The sequence below is a fragment of the Pseudomonas sp. 7SR1 genome (genome assembly GCF_900156465.1).
Lineage (GTDB): Bacteria > Pseudomonadota > Gammaproteobacteria > Pseudomonadales > Pseudomonadaceae > Aquipseudomonas.
The window spans coordinates 4,164,594-4,177,930 of record NZ_LT707064.1 but is presented as its reverse complement, the minus strand read 5'-3'; the positions used below and the strand labels follow the sequence as shown (position 1 = coordinate 4,177,930).

The window sequence follows — 13,337 nt, the reverse complement described above, 5'->3', positions numbered from 1 at the left end:
ACCCGGCCCTCCGCAGCAGGAACGCCTGTCGGCGATGGCATCTGGGAGAACCGGCAACCGGTTGCGACAACGACGTCCACAGCAAAGAAAAATGTCATACGTTCCTTCTCAGAAATTTGTCAGTGCTGCCCGGACAAACGCAACAGGCACGCCTGGGTTGGTGCAGGTCCGCGCAAACAGCCGCGCAGTACGGGTTAACGGGCGAATCGTGGGTGCATGGCGCCGCCACCCGACAGCGGACTCGCGGCTGTCGGGCGGGCTGGATGCCAGGCGGGTTTCACGGGGTCTTGCAGGTGCTGTCGCGACAACATCGCAAGCCGGACGATGGGCTCGGGACGCTCATTCAGGCTCGCTTATCGCGAATGGCGCAGTTGATGTCCGACACGATGTGCCCATCGGCCAGCTTGATGATCCGGTCGGCCAGTTGGAAATACTGGTCGTCATGGGTGATGATCAGGACCGTCTTGCCGCGGCGCTTGAGGTCCGGCAGCAGCTCCTCGTAGAAGAACTTCTTGAACGGTGGGTCCTGGTCGGCGGCCCATTCATCGAGCACGTAGACCGGCCGGTCCTCCATGTAGGCACATACCAGGGCCAGTCGTTTCTGCTGGCCATAGGACAAGGCCTTGAGGGTCGAATAACCGAGTCCCTCGATCTTGATCTTGTCAGCCAGGCCGAGGGTCTCCAGGTACTTGCTCGCCAACTCCGGATTGCCTTCCTCCTCGTCGGGTCCGATCAGGCGGTTGAACAGATGGAAGTCGGAAAACACTGCGGAAAACAGGTCCCGGTATTCGCTGCGGCTTTCATCGGTGATCGTGACACCGTCGAGCAGCACCTCGCCGCTTTGCGGGATATAGAGCCCGCACAGCACCTTGGCCAGGGTGCTCTTGCCGCAACCGTTGCCACCGACGATGTAGATCAGTTCACCCGATTGCACCGTCAGGTCGATGGGGCCAAGGGAGAAGCCGCTTCCGGCATGGGGATCCTGGTAGTGCATCCGCACGCCTTTCAACTCGATGCTGTCCCAGGTTTTCTTGTGCTCCAGCAGATGCACTTTCGGGGCCTCGACGGCCACAGGTTCGGGATGCGGATCGTTGATCGCGAAACCGAAGTCCGCGAGCCGGGTGCAGGCGACCCGGCCCGCCGCCAGCACCGGCATCGCCCCCACCAGCAGCGACAGCGGCCCCATGATGTAGAGCACCGCCAGCACACTGGCCGTCATCACCTTCGGGTCCACCGCGCTGACCAAGGGCGCGGCGAACAACAGGCAACCGATCAGCAACGACAAAGTGAACTGGCCCACGTTGTCGGCCGCGGTGTACCACACGCGCTCGACGAAGTTGTAGCGTGCCACCCGGGTCGACGATGCCTCGATGGCGGAGCGGCCGAACCAGCGACGGCGAACACCGTTGAGCTTGAGTTCCTTGAGACCGAACACCAGGGCATGGGTGTATTCATTGAACGCTGTGAATTCGTCCCGGACCCGATTGGTGGAGCGCACGCCACTGGCGAAGAAGAACAGGTAGAGCCCGACCCCCAGGACCATCAGCGACACCGTCAAGGCCAGGACCACCCACGACAGGTAAGCCAGGTAACCGATGCCGAACAGGAACACCGTCATTTCCACCAGTACCGTGGGCATGACCACCAGCGTCGTGTTCAGCTGCGGGATATCGTTGGTCAACATGGTCAACACGTTGGGCGGGCCACGACGGTCCACTTCTTCCAGTGGCGTGGCGAGGATCTTGCGGCACAACGCGATGCGCAACCGGGTCATGATCCGCATGCTGGCATAGGCCGGGAACAGCGCGGCGCCGTTGCGCAGGATCAGGGCCGTGGCACTGAGCCCGATGAACCAGTACAAGGCCTGCAGGCGGTTGCCGTCGTTATGGATCGCCTGGTTGATCACACTCACCACCGCAATGGACGCGACCCCACTGATGACACCGCAAATCAAGGTGAAGAACGTCAGCCAGGGATGGTTGCGCCACAGCAGACGCATGACCGAACCGGGCCTGGTCTTCTTCTCTTTCTGGTCTTTCATGGGTTGCTATCCTCGAATGGGCTCGCGAGCTGGCTCACGCCGGTTGCCAGACATCGCCCCTGGCGGTCATCTCGCCCATGGCCACGACAATCAGGCGGGGCTCCTCGTATGGGTCCCGGGCGTGGGCGGCCAGCATGTTGTCGAGCATGACCACATCGCCCTTGCGCCAGGCGAACCGGACGGCGCAAGCCTCATAGGCCTCCCCCACCAGCGCCATGACGTCGTCCTCGATGGGTGTTCCGTCGCCATAGCTGACCATGCGTGGCAGGCGATCGGCGCCGAACATGTCCAGCAGGTCCTCGCGCATTTCTTCGCCCAGGCAGAACGGATGGTGCAGTTGCACCTGGTTGAAGAACCCCGGTTCGCCGGTCAGCGGGTGGCGGATGACTGCCGGGCAAAGGGTACGTACCTGCAGGGTGTCGGCATCGAGCCACTCGAAATCGGTGCCCTGCTCGCGGCAACGCTGTTCGACGGCGGCACGGTCGGTGGTGCCGAAGAACGACTCCCAGCTGGGCTCGACGCCGGCGGTGAAGGTACGGCTGTACATCAATCCCTTCTGTTCGAAACGGGCCACCACCTGCTCGGGCAGCCGCTGCAGCACCTGCCGGATGTCGGCCAACGGCGTCGCGCCACCGACCCGAGAGGGTTGCTCGCAATAGAACCATTGCTTGCGCGGCCAGCTTTCCAGGTGCGAGCTCTCGTTGTGGTACAGGATCATTTCCCGCTCGGGATAAGGCGTGGAGCGATAGACGTTGCGTCCGCCCTCTTTCTTCGGCAGGTCGCCGTAGCTGCCGTGCAGGCCGGGGGACAGGGCTTCGGCGAAGGCTTCGAAAGCCGGGACCGAGGCCAGGTCGAAGCCACGAAACAACACCGCGCCGTGGCGACACAGCAGCGCCTCGATCGCCCCTCGATGCTGGCCGGCCCACTGCGCCGGGTCCAGGCCCGGGTCGTTGGGTTCAACCACCACTGGCAGGCTCAGGCCATCGGCGAGCAGCGACAACCTGACCGCCCCGTCGTCCTGGCCGGGCCAGGCCAGCGTGTCATCGTCCAGGACGGGCGCAGCGTTAGTTTGAAGACTCATGCATCACTCCTGACTTCTGATCCGCGGATCCATGTCTTGGGGGCAAAACCAATACGCCCCACTGTCGGGCAAGGATAAAAACATTGATCGCCGGGGATGTCTGGCACCGCAAACCGGGACAGACCCGGCACACCGCGTCACGCCGGACCGACCGCCTGGGTCGGTACGCTTGCCCAGGCCACGCGGCCAGGTGCCTGGGCGGATCCGCAGGTGCCACGCCGTCCTGCGCCAGCCAGCTTGCTCAGCCTCGCGGTCCGCATCGTCCTGCAGGTTCGTCGCTGTTTCCGCCCTCGGATCGGCATTGACCGATTTGTCCCCATTTCCCGCGACAGACGCACGCACGGAGTCGGTGCTGAAATGCGCCAGCTGCGATTCGCACAGGCATATCAAACGATCCCGTGGGCCGCAGTGACGTCTCGAGTGCAACGGTTTTCGCAACTGCGCAAATACGCTGCACCTGGCAATTAACAGGAGCGTTAGTCATGCCGATTAAGAACACTGGCGGATCGGTCAACCCCGCGCCAGCCCCCCTCACGCCCGGTGCATTGCTGCATGAAATCTTCGCCGCCCGGGCCCGTGAATTCCCTGAGCGAACGGCGGTATCCGATGCCACTCGCTCGTTGAGTTACGCGCAACTGGATGCGGCTTCGTCGCAACTGGCGGCTCGTCTTCGCCAGGAAGGCGTGAAGGACGGCATGCTGGTGGGGATGTGCCTGGCGCGTAGCGTCGACCTGGTCATCAGCCTGCTGGGCATCCTCAAGGCCGGCGGCGCCTACGTCCCGGTCGACCCGCAGTACCCGGGCAAGCGCGTCGAACACATCGTGCGCGACAGTGGCATGAGCCTGTTGATCGGCGACCTCGCCGACCTGCCGCAGAGCTCTTCCCTGCGCGTGCTACCGCTCGCCGAGCTGCTGGCCGGCCCGACGCTGGAGCCGGTTGCCGAGGCCGAACGTCGTGACCCCGACAATGCGGTGGCCTACGTCATCTACACCTCCGGTTCCACCGGCGAACCCAAGGGCGTGCTGGTCGCCCATGGCAATGTCAGCCGCCTGCTGGAAAGCACGCAACGCGAATACGCCTTCACCGAATATGACGTCTGGTCGATGTTCCACTCCATCGGTTTCGACTTTTCCGTCTGGGAGATCTGGGGTGCCCTGGCCCACGGTGGTCACGTTGCCGTGGTGCCTTACGATGTCTCGCGTTCGCCCGCGGCCATGCTCCAATGGCTGGCCGGCCAGGGCGTGACCGTCCTGAGCCAGACACCGTCGGCGTTCCGCGGCCTCGATGAAGCCGACCGCCAGGCCGGCGCGCCGTTGGCGCTGCGCTACGTGGTGTTCGGTGGCGAGGCACTGCCGGCCACGGTGCTGCGTCCCTGGGTGGAGCGCCATGGTGACCAGAAACCCGCGCTGATCAATATGTACGGCATTACCGAAGCCACCGTCCACACCACCTTCAAGCGCGTGCTGGCCCAGGACCTGGAGAGCAACGCGATGGTATCCATCGGTGCCCCGCTGGACGGCTGGCGCCTGAACCTGCTCGACGCCAACCAGCAACCCGTTCCCCAGGGCACGGCCGCAGAACTGTATATCGAAGGCGCCGGCGTGGCGATGGGTTATCTCAATCGTCCGGCCCTCAACGCCGAGCGCTTCGTGCAACTGCCCGGTGGTTCCGGTCGTGCCTATCGCACCGGAGACCTGCTGGTACTGGGCGATGACGGCGAGTACCGCTATGCCGGCCGTTGCGACGAACAACTGAAGATCCGCGGTTTCCGCATCGAGCCGGGGGAAGTCGAAGCCTGCCTGCAAAGCAGTCCGGCCGTGGCCGCCGCCCACGTGGCCGGTCACGATTTCGGCGATGGCGACTGGCGCCTGGTCACCTATGTGGTGCCGACCCAGGGGGTGCAGGCCTGGAACGAACAGACGCGCAGCGAAGTCGCCGCCCTGGTGGCCGCCAGCCTGCCGGACTACATGCGCCCCTCCGCCTACATCCCCCTGGCGGAACTGCCGGTGACCGCCCACGGCAAGATCGACAGGCAACGCCTGCCCGCACCCGAATCCATCGCCGCCACCGTGCACCACACCAGCGAAGGCCTCACCGAGCAAGAGCAGTTCGTGCTCAAGGTCTGGTCGCAGGACATCGGCCTGAAGAACATCGGCCTGAACGACGATTTCTTCGATTTCGGCGGCACTTCCCTGGCCCTGATCCGCTCCCTGAGCACCTTGAAGGCCCATTACCAGGTCAACCTGGATCCTGGCGTGCTGGCCAACGGTGCGACCGCCAAGGTATTGGCCGATTGCATCCAGCGCTCCCTTGTCCAAGCCCATTGACCGAAAAGGAACAGCCCATGAGCAAGAAATTCGCCTTGACCCCGGAAGAACGCGCGTCCTTCGAGAAGAACGGTTTCATCGGACCATTCGACGCCTATTCGCCCGAAGAAATGAAAGAAACCTGGAAGCGCACACGCCTGCGCTTGCTCGACCGCAGCGCCGCGGCCTACCAGGACCTGGATGCGATTTCCGCCGGTACCAACATCGCCAACTATGACCGCCACCTGGACGACGATTTCCTCGCCAGCCACATCTGCCGTCCGGAAATCTGCGACCGCGTCGAAAGCATCCTCGGTCCGGATGTGCTGTGCTGGCGCACCGAGTTCTTTCCCAAGTATCCGGGCGACGAAGGCACCGACTGGCACCAGGCCGACACCTTCGCCAACGCCTCGGGCAAGCCGCAGATCCTCTGGCCGGAAAACGAGGATTTCGGTGGCACCATCACCGTCTGGACCGCATTCACCGACGCCAACATCGCCAATGGTTGCCTGCAGTTCATCCCCGGTACCCAGAACAGCATGAACTACGACGAAACCAAGCGCATGGCCTACGATCCCGACGCCAACAACAGCTCGGTGGTCAAGGACGGTGTGCGCCGCGGATTCTTCGGCTACGACTATCGCCAGCTGCAGATCGACGAGAACTGGAAGCCCGACGAGTCGGCCGCGGTGCCCATGCAGATGAAGGCCGGCCAGTTCATCATTTTCTGGTCGACCCTGATGCACGCGTCCTACCCCCACAGCGGCGAGTCCCAGGACATGCGCATGGGCTTTGCGTCGCGCTACGTGCCGTCCTTCGTGAAGATCTATCCGGACTCCGACCACATCGAGGAATACGGTGGGCGCATCAGCCTCGAGAAGTACGGCGCGGTCCAGGTGATCGGGGACAAGACCCCGGAATACAACCGCCTTGTCACCCACACCACCCGAGGCAAGAAGTTCGAAGCGGTCTGATTTTTTCTGTGCCATACGACAGTGGCATGCGCAACGTGCCTGACAGGAGTCCCCAATCCATGACTATTTCCACTGACGCAGCGACGCGCCTGTGCGAGACCGTGAGGATGCTTAGGCACCTTGCCATCCATTTGCCCGACCCCATCTGCCTGAGCTTCCTGGCCCAGGGGGACGGGTTGCCTCCCGAGCAGGCCTCGCCCAGCGTGAGGGCCACGGAACGGGCGGTCAGTGCCGCCTTCGCACGGATCGGCGTCAAGGCCGTGCAATACGTGCATGACGGCGAGGCGCAACTGTCGTCCTTCGAGATGTTCATCAGCAAGAAAATCTGCCAGGCCCTGGAATTCACCTATGACCATTTCGACGAGTTCGAAAGCGTCAAGCGTTTCGGGCGCCTGGTCAGGCACTTCGATTTCAGCGGTGCAGTGCCCGAGGTAGAGACAGTACACCTGATCACCCGGGACAACGTCGCGCTGTCGGTGCACTCCAGCGCCGACCGCCAGCGCCCGGCGATCGTCCTGGCACTGCCCTGCGGCATGCCGTTCGACCTGTGCCGCGACTGGTTCAATGCCCTCAGCGAGCGATTCTTCGTGGTCACCTGGGAAACCCGGGGGTTGTTCGGTTCCTGTACTTCGTTCGATCAACTGTCGGTGGATACCGACGCCCAGGTGGGCGACCTGATCAATGTGATGAATCACTTCGGCCTGTCCAATGCCCACCTGATGGGCATCTGCGGCGGCGCGGTGATCGCGCTGAGCGCCGCTGCCCTGCACGGCGACCGGGTGAACTCCCTGAGCCTGTGGCATGGCGACTACAACCTGGGCGACAACAGCCTGCGTACCGCCCATCAGCAGAATTTCGAATGGCTGATGGAGTCGGCCGCCGTGGACCGCAACGAGGCCAGCGACCTGCAAGCGCTGTTCCTCGACCAGGCGACACTGGCGACCATCCCGGACTCCATCGCCCATGCCGCGCTCTATCCCTACGTCAACGAAGAGCTGTTCTATCGCTATGCGCGGCTCAACGATGCCTTGAACAAGACCGAGCTGCCGCCACGCCTGGAACGCATCAGCGTGCCGACCCTGGTGGTGGCTGGCGATGCCGACGAAACCACTCACATCGGTGGTTCCCAGCGTATTGCCGAATCCATCAGCGATGCCCTGCTGCACGTGGAGCGCAACGGCAGTCACCTGGCGTTCTTCGAATCGACCCAGCGTTCGAAACAAACCGCATTCAAATTCCTCGAGTCGACGTTGGAATCGATGGCCGTCTGAGGCTGGGATTCAAGACCTGGACAGAGTGCCGACTCTTGAGGTTGGCGCCCTGTGCTGACCAGGCACATCTTGCTCAAGACGGGCTGACACGCTCGATTCTTGCCATCTTCAACGATCTCGGCGAAGCACAGGTCTTTGCGAGACTTAGCCATAATGATGGCTTCAGTCAGCTCCTGGCGCAGGATGGCGGTGCTCAAGCCGCCAATATCCCCAGACAGCAATATCGTTCAATACGCCAGCCGCACAATCCAGGATTCTGAACCCCCGTTCATAACCGAAGTGCACCGCTCATGCGTTCCACCCTTTCGCCTTGCCAGGCTTTCTGGAAAGGCTCGATGGCTGTGATTCCATTGTCCCTGGCCTGCGCTCCCTGGGGCTTGCTGGTTGGATCATTGGCGATCGATGCCCGGATGACGCCTCTGGAAGGCCAAGGCTTCTCGGCCATCGTTTTCGCCGGCGCCGCCCAGCTCGTGGCCATTGGCATGATCAAGACAGGGGCCAGCCTGCCCTCGATTCTCGTGACGACCTTTCTCCTGACGTCACAGCACCTGCTCTACGGTTTGCACATGCGCGCCACCCTGTCCTCGCTTTCTTCGCGATGGAGACTAGGTCTGGGCTTTCTTTTGACCGACGAATTCTTCGCGCTGAACAGCCAGTACGATCAAAAGACATTCAGCCGCTGGTTTGCGCTGGGCGTCGGCCTCAGCTTTTACCTGGCCTGGAATGTGTTCACCCTGGCAGGGATCCTGCTGGGCAAGAGCATTGCGAACCTTGAGTCGCTCGGGTTGGAATTTTCCATCGCTGCAACCTTCATCGCGTTGATCACCCCTGTGGTGAAATCGATCCCGACGGTCGTGTGCGTGCTCGTATCCCTTGCCTGCTCGGTGCTGCTCAGTTATTGGCGTTGGGAGTCTGCGCTGGTGGTATCGGGGTTGGCTGGCATGACGGCGGGCTTCGTGTGCAAGCGGCTCCTGGAGGGACGCCCATGATCCTTGCCGTTATCGTGGGGATGGGTGCGATTGTCTTCCTGAACCGCTACCTGTTTCTGGAACCGCGCTTACCGTTTAGACTCAGCCAAGGCACGCGGGATCTGCTTTCCTACGCAGTGCCGGGGATGCTGACCGCCATCTGCGGCCCCATCATTTTCCTCCCAGGCCAAACGCTGAGCCTGAGCGTTTTGAATCCGTATCTGTTGGGTGGGTTCTGCACCATGGTTCTCATGCTCTGGACGGGACAGGTGCTGACGAGCGTCCTGGTCAGCATGGGCTGTTTCTACCTGTTCAGGTCAATGCTCTGAGGTGAACCGTGGCCGGCAAGATTGAAAACGCACGTTTCTGGCAAGCCTCAAGCCTGGGTGGCGTGGAATTGCTGCACGCTCAATATTACCAGCAACGCTTTACCCCTCACGTTCACGACAGTTTTGTCATCTCGGTCATCGAGTCGGGGGCGCAGCGGTTTCGGCATCGAGGCAGTGAACACGTTGCCCCCCTCGGTACCGTGGTCTTGATCAATCCGGACGAGGTGCATACCGGCGCTACCGCCCATGACGAAGGATGGCGCTACCGAGGTTTTTACCCCACGTTGACGCAGCTTGCCGAGGTCCTGGCTGAGCTGGAAATGCGCTTCAACGGCTCTCCTCGCTTTATCAGCAGCGTCGTGACCGATTCACAAGTGGCACGTGCGTTCAGTAACGTTCATTTGTTTGCAGAACATGAGGCTTCAGCATTGCTGCAGCAAACCGCCTGGAGGGAAGCGGCGCTGATGCTGTTCCAGCGGCATGCCAGGTTAGGCCCGGTCGCTGCGCCAGGGAACGAGCCTGTAGCGGTGCGTAGAGCCAGGGAAATACTGCTTGAGCACTTGGCGTTCCCCCCTTCCCTTGAGGCGCTTGCCTCCAGCGTCGGCCTCTCCCCTTTTCACTTTGCCCGAGTGTTTCGCAAGGCAACCGGCCTGCCTCCCCATAGCTGGGTCACGCAAAAGCGCCTGGCGTGTGCGCAAGTGTTGTTGAAGCAAGGCACTACGCCATCAAGGGTCGCCGCGGAGCTCGGTTTTGCTGATCAAAGCCATCTCACCAGGCAGTTCAAACAGGCTTTCGGCATAGGGCCAGGCGCTTACCGGTCTGCGATGGTGAGGTGATGCAGCAGGCCGGTGGCGACCTGCGCGTTGATGAGACGCAACAGCCTGGCGGCCCGGCGCAGGGGTCATGCAGTTCGTCGTCGATGTTCACAATGCCCATCGATCGCACGGGATACGTTTCATATGAAGCCAGGTGCGGATACGTAGATATCGTGATGCCGGGACGACGTTCTCACTTCAAGGGAAAGCCTGCTCGCGGTGACGTCGACCGACACTCATCTTCACGAGCAGACTTGCACTCGCCCAACCAGGTGGACCTCATGCCGCCATGTGCTTCTCGCGATAGAACTCAAGATAAAGCACAGTGCGGTGAGCACGAGAAGCATTGACGGCGAAGTGGTCCAGGGAGCCGTCGAAGATCACCAGGTTGCCGTTGGTGCTCTGGTTGAAGCTGCCGTTGACGTTGAGGTAGGCATAGTTCTGGGTGGTGGGCGCATCGATGGTCAATTGCATGTGCAGCAGGCCCTCTTCCCAGGTGCCCGTGTGGGAGTGGGTGCCGAGGAAGACGTTGGGCTCCATGCGCAGCAATGCACAGAGCTTGATGCCGGGGATCTTGCTCAACAGCTCGATGGTCCCGGGCATGGCCGCGCGGGCATAGGGGATCGGGGTGTCATAGGCGACCAGGCCGTATTGGGTCCATTCCGGCATGACATCCATGTCGTCTCCCCAGCCCCAGAGCCAGCCATATTCACCGCCGGCTTCCATGTGCGCGGTCACTTCATCGACGATCTCGGTGATCGATTTGCCCACGCGGTTGATGGTCAGGGTCGGCGCATCGAGGGCCAGGAATTCCTCGCGGATCACTTCCCAGTTATCGGCGAGGTTCTTGAGGTGCGGAAAACGGCTGGAATCATAAAACGACGGGCGCATAGGTGCTCCTTTCAATGAGGGTTGTCGATTCCGATGGCGGTGGCGATACAGTCCCGCACGCCCGGAAAGCGGGCACGGCAGGAGCGTCTGCAAAGGGTGACCCAGCGGGCCTGGCCTGTCTGTCACGGGAATCCGGTACAGCAGCCGGGGCGGGCATTACAGGGGCTCGACCTGGGGACCATCGGCCATCCGCGCGGTGGCCTGGGGCGTGGGTGTCTCGTCCAGGCGACGCATCGGGCCGTAGAGCAGGACGCTCAAAGGCAGGAGCGCAAACAGCGCGCCGGTCACCACGAACAACAGGCCCACGCCTCGCCCGGGGCCGACCCCGAGCCAACGGCCGATGGAATCGGCATACGGGCCGCCCGGCAGCAGCGCCGGCTGGAACCAGTGATCCACCAGCAAGCCACCGACGATGACGGCCAGGCTGGTGCTGGCAATGGTCAGCATGCTGATCAGCGCGAACATGCTGGCGCGGTTGCCAGCGGGAATCCTGCGCATCCACAACGAGTTGACGCTGGCATCGGCGATGCTTGCCATGGTGATCGCGACGAACGCCAAGGCGCAGTAGGCGACGGCTTGCGATACCACGCCCAGGGCGATGACACAGCCGGCCAGGAGCAGATCGGCCACCGCCACCAACGCCATCAGTCGTCGCGGATTGCCCATGGAAATCAGCAGCCCCGCCCCGGCCAGGCCGCCCAGGGCGGCCCAGGTATAGGCCAGCCCCAGGGTCTGACTGCCCAGGGTGGACAGCAGCAACGGCGTCATCATCAACGTCGCCAGCGCCAGTACCGCGCCGCGCATCATGGTGTACACCAGCAGGCCGGCCATCAGGCGCTCCCTGGCAAAGAACCTGAGCGCCACACTGACGTTGCCCACTGCCCCTGCGAACACCGTGTCCTTGGGCGCATCGTCGGGATGGGTCGACGCGCCGCGGACGTGGGAGAACGCCTTGATCACCAGCAGCGTGCCGGAGCAGAACGTCAGCAGGTCCACCGCGAGGATCGTCACCAGCCCGGCCTTCGCCATGATCGCCCCCGCCACCAGTGGCGCCACCAGGGCCGAGGCGTTCTTGCTGATACTGATCAGCCCTGAGGCCCGGGTGAATTTTTCCGGGGCGACGATGGTGCTGACGGCGGCCTGGTACGCCGGTTTGCGAAAGGCGCTGACGATGGAAGCCAGGCAGTTGAAGATGTACAGGTGCAGAGATTCCAGGCGTTCGAACCAGAGCAACGCCATGACGCCCAACAACAGCAATGCCAGGCTCACATCACAACAGACAATGATGACCCGGTGACTGATCCGGTCAGCCAGCCCGCCGGCCAGGGGCAGGAACAGCACCGCCGGCAATGTGGCCGCCAGCACCACGTTGGCGAACGCCACCGCCGAGCCGGTGTGGGTGTACACCCAGACGCCCAGGGCGAACTCCATCAGCGCCGTGCCCACCACCGCCAGTGACTCGCCGCACCAGAGGAAATAGAAGCCTCGGCCCAGATCGAATCCGCGGCGCTCGCCCACGCGACTCATGTGCGCACGTCACGCGGCGTGAAGACACCGATCAGCCCGTTCAGCAACCGGTAGGCCAGGGAATACGCCACCGCGCCGAACACCAGGGGCGCGAAGCGGGAAAACAGGTAGGTGCGCAACACTCGCCTGGCGATGGGCGAGCTGATGTCGCCACTGACATGCAGTGGCGTCGGGAACGTCGCCGCGACAGTAGCGCCGAAGGCGTCGTCCATCGACTGCACCGCATGCCACCAGTACACCGGGATGTACAGGGCATCGCCCGGCTCCACCACCGCGCGCAAGGCACGCAAGTCGCGGGTACCGGGGAAGCGACCGGTGTCAATGTCGTACAGGTAGCCGGCCTGTTCGATCACCGGCCGCAACGCCCGCCAACTGGTCTGGTCCGGTGGCAGCAGCAAGACCTCCTTGGCCCCGACCACCTGGGCCATGAAGGTTTCGTCGGTGACATGGAAATGCCAATCGGTATAGGAGTTGCGATACAGGAAGCTGCGATGGGGCGGATAGGCCCGGGTCTTGCCCAACTGCGGCATGAACGGCAGGCCGCCGACGTCGGCCTTCATCGACTCGATGGCCGAGCCTTCGGAGAAGCGGCAGCTGTCGGCCACCAACGGTGAGTCACCCTGGCCCAGGGCCTCGAGGAACTGGTGGAACGGCATTTCCCGGTAGACCGTATTGGCGTATGCGGTCAGCTCGGCCTTGACCTCCGGATTGGACCAACCGATGACCTCGGAAACGATCTGTGAACGGACCACCACCGGGCTGTTTCGTGAATGGGCCTTGAGATAGTCCAGGCGCTTCCATTTTTCGAATGCCGGCCAGTGGCGCACGGCATTCCTGATCAGGCAGGGACGGTTGCGATTGACATAGAGCCGGGTGAAATCGGCTTTGGAAATCGCCAGTGCATCGATCACATCGACCTTTCCTGCCTGGGGGTGATTGGGAAAACGGGACAGGCTCCAGAACTTGGAGACCGGGCGATCCGATTCGGCGACCAATGGCATTTCAGACCCTCGCAAGCGCTTTCAGGGTCGTTGGTATAACAGACTCCCTCGACCTCGCCCAAGCACCGCAAAGCCCCGTTTCCCGACGTTGTCCCTGCTTCCCATGACAGACATCACCCATCGGATCCTCTAA

11 protein-coding genes are annotated in these 13,337 nt (G+C 62.6%); 6 read left to right on the top strand and 5 right to left on the bottom strand.

Annotated elements, in window-relative coordinates:
- Positions 1–343: 343 nt before the first annotated feature.
- Positions 344–2,041: a cyclic peptide export ABC transporter gene (locus BW992_RS19005; RefSeq protein ID WP_072399279.1), complete on the bottom strand. Its 1,698-nt coding sequence runs from the start codon at positions 2,039–2,041 to the stop codon at positions 344–346.
- A gap of 34 nt (positions 2,042–2,075) precedes the next feature.
- Positions 2,076–3,122 carry a TauD/TfdA family dioxygenase gene (locus tag BW992_RS19000; RefSeq protein WP_076406913.1) on the bottom strand — a complete coding sequence of 349 codons (1,047 nt, stop codon included), beginning with the start codon at positions 3,120–3,122 and terminating at the stop codon, positions 2,076–2,078.
- 482 nt (positions 3,123–3,604) lie between these two features.
- On the opposite strand from BW992_RS19000, the gene syrB1 reads away from it, so the two are divergent.
- The 6 genes from syrB1 (at position 3,605) to BW992_RS18970 (ending at position 9,806) form a co-directional block, all read left to right on the top strand.
- Entirely contained in the window at positions 3,605–5,449 is a 1,845-nt protein-coding gene (gene syrB1, locus BW992_RS18995) for a syringomycin E biosynthesis L-threonine--[L-threonyl-carrier protein] ligase SyrB1 (RefSeq protein ID WP_076406912.1), read from the top strand.
- A 17-nt stretch (positions 5,450–5,466) separates the two neighbouring features.
- Positions 5,467–6,402, top strand: coding sequence for a syringomycin E biosynthesis L-threonyl-[L-threonyl-carrier protein] 4-chlorinase SyrB2 (syrB2, locus tag BW992_RS18990; protein ID WP_072399266.1), 936 nt, complete (start codon positions 5,467–5,469; stop codon positions 6,400–6,402).
- 59 nt (positions 6,403–6,461) lie between these two features.
- Positions 6,462–7,673, top strand: coding sequence for a syringomycin E biosynthesis aminoacyltransferase SyrC (gene syrC, locus BW992_RS18985; RefSeq protein ID WP_072399265.1), 1,212 nt, complete (start codon positions 6,462–6,464; stop codon positions 7,671–7,673).
- Between the two features lie 290 nt (positions 7,674–7,963).
- Complete coding sequence (locus BW992_RS18980) at positions 7,964–8,662, top strand: AzlC family ABC transporter permease (RefSeq protein WP_072432332.1); 699 nt, start codon at positions 7,964–7,966, stop codon at positions 8,660–8,662.
- Complete coding sequence (locus BW992_RS18975) at positions 8,659–8,970, top strand: AzlD domain-containing protein (protein ID WP_072399263.1); 312 nt, start codon at positions 8,659–8,661, stop codon at positions 8,968–8,970. Before BW992_RS18980 ends, BW992_RS18975 begins: the two co-directional genes overlap by 4 nt.
- An 8-nt stretch (positions 8,971–8,978) precedes the next feature.
- A complete protein-coding gene (locus BW992_RS18970; RefSeq protein ID WP_072399262.1) occupies positions 8,979–9,806 on the top strand; it encodes an AraC family transcriptional regulator in 828 nt (275 codons plus the stop codon).
- Between the two features lie 258 nt (positions 9,807–10,064).
- Here the strand turns inward: BW992_RS18970 and BW992_RS18965 are convergent, their stop codons facing one another.
- The 3 genes from BW992_RS18965 to BW992_RS18955 all read right to left on the bottom strand — a co-directional run bounded on the left by BW992_RS18965 (position 10,065) and on the right by BW992_RS18955 (position 13,204).
- Positions 10,065–10,676, bottom strand: a complete 612-nt coding sequence (locus BW992_RS18965) for an aspartyl/asparaginyl beta-hydroxylase domain-containing protein (RefSeq protein WP_072399261.1) — start codon at positions 10,674–10,676, stop codon at positions 10,065–10,067.
- A 156-nt stretch (positions 10,677–10,832) separates the two neighbouring features.
- Positions 10,833–12,203, bottom strand: coding sequence for an MFS transporter (locus tag BW992_RS18960; RefSeq protein ID WP_083714577.1), 1,371 nt, complete (start codon positions 12,201–12,203; stop codon positions 10,833–10,835).
- On the bottom strand, positions 12,200–13,204 hold the full coding sequence (locus BW992_RS18955; protein WP_076406911.1) for a cupin-like domain-containing protein: 1,005 nt from the start codon (positions 13,202–13,204) through the stop codon (positions 12,200–12,202). The genes BW992_RS18960 and BW992_RS18955 overlap by 4 nt, the downstream gene beginning before the upstream one ends.
- Between the last annotated feature and the right edge of the window lie 133 nt (positions 13,205–13,337).